Raw genomic sequence first — 629 nt, forward strand, 5'->3', positions numbered from 1 at the left:
TGCCGTACGTTGAAGTTGTTTCTTCTGAACGTGAAATGATCAAACGTTTCCTGAAAATCATCCGTGAAAAAGACCCGGACATCATCATCACCTACAACGGTGACTCTTTCGACCTGCCGTACCTGGCGAAACGTGCGGAAAAACTGGGTATCAAACTGACCATCGGTCGTGACGGTTCTGAACCGAAAATGCAGCGTATCGGTGACATGACCGCGGTTGAAGTTAAAGGTCGTATCCACTTCGACCTGTACCACGTTATCCGTCGTACCATCAACCTGCCGACCTACACCCTGGAAGCGGTTTACGAAGCGATCTTCGGTAAACCGAAAGAAAAAGTTTACGCGGACGAAATCGCGAAAGCGTGGGAAACCGGTGAAGGTCTGGAACGTGTTGCGAAATACTCTATGGAAGACGCGAAAGCGACCTACGAACTGGGTAAAGAATTCTTCCCGATGGAAGCGCAGCTGTCTCGTCTGGTTGGTCAGCCGCTGTGGGACGTTTCTCGTTCTTCTACCGGTAACCTGGTTGAATGGTTCCTGCTGCGTAAAGCGTACGAACGTAACGAACTGGCGCCGAACAAACCGGACGAACGTGAATACGAACGTCGTCTGCGTGAATCTTACGCGGGT

The 629-nt window shown here is 50.9% G+C and carries 1 pseudogene; it reads left to right on the plus strand.

The features are described from left to right. Positions 1-629: pseudogene (locus SB756_RS28025) on the plus strand (DNA polymerase); the annotation flags it as partial.

Source organism: Pseudomonas sp. SIMBA_068 (genome assembly GCF_046534705.1).
In the GTDB taxonomy this organism is placed as follows: Bacteria; Pseudomonadota; Gammaproteobacteria; order Pseudomonadales; family Pseudomonadaceae; genus Aquipseudomonas; species Aquipseudomonas putida.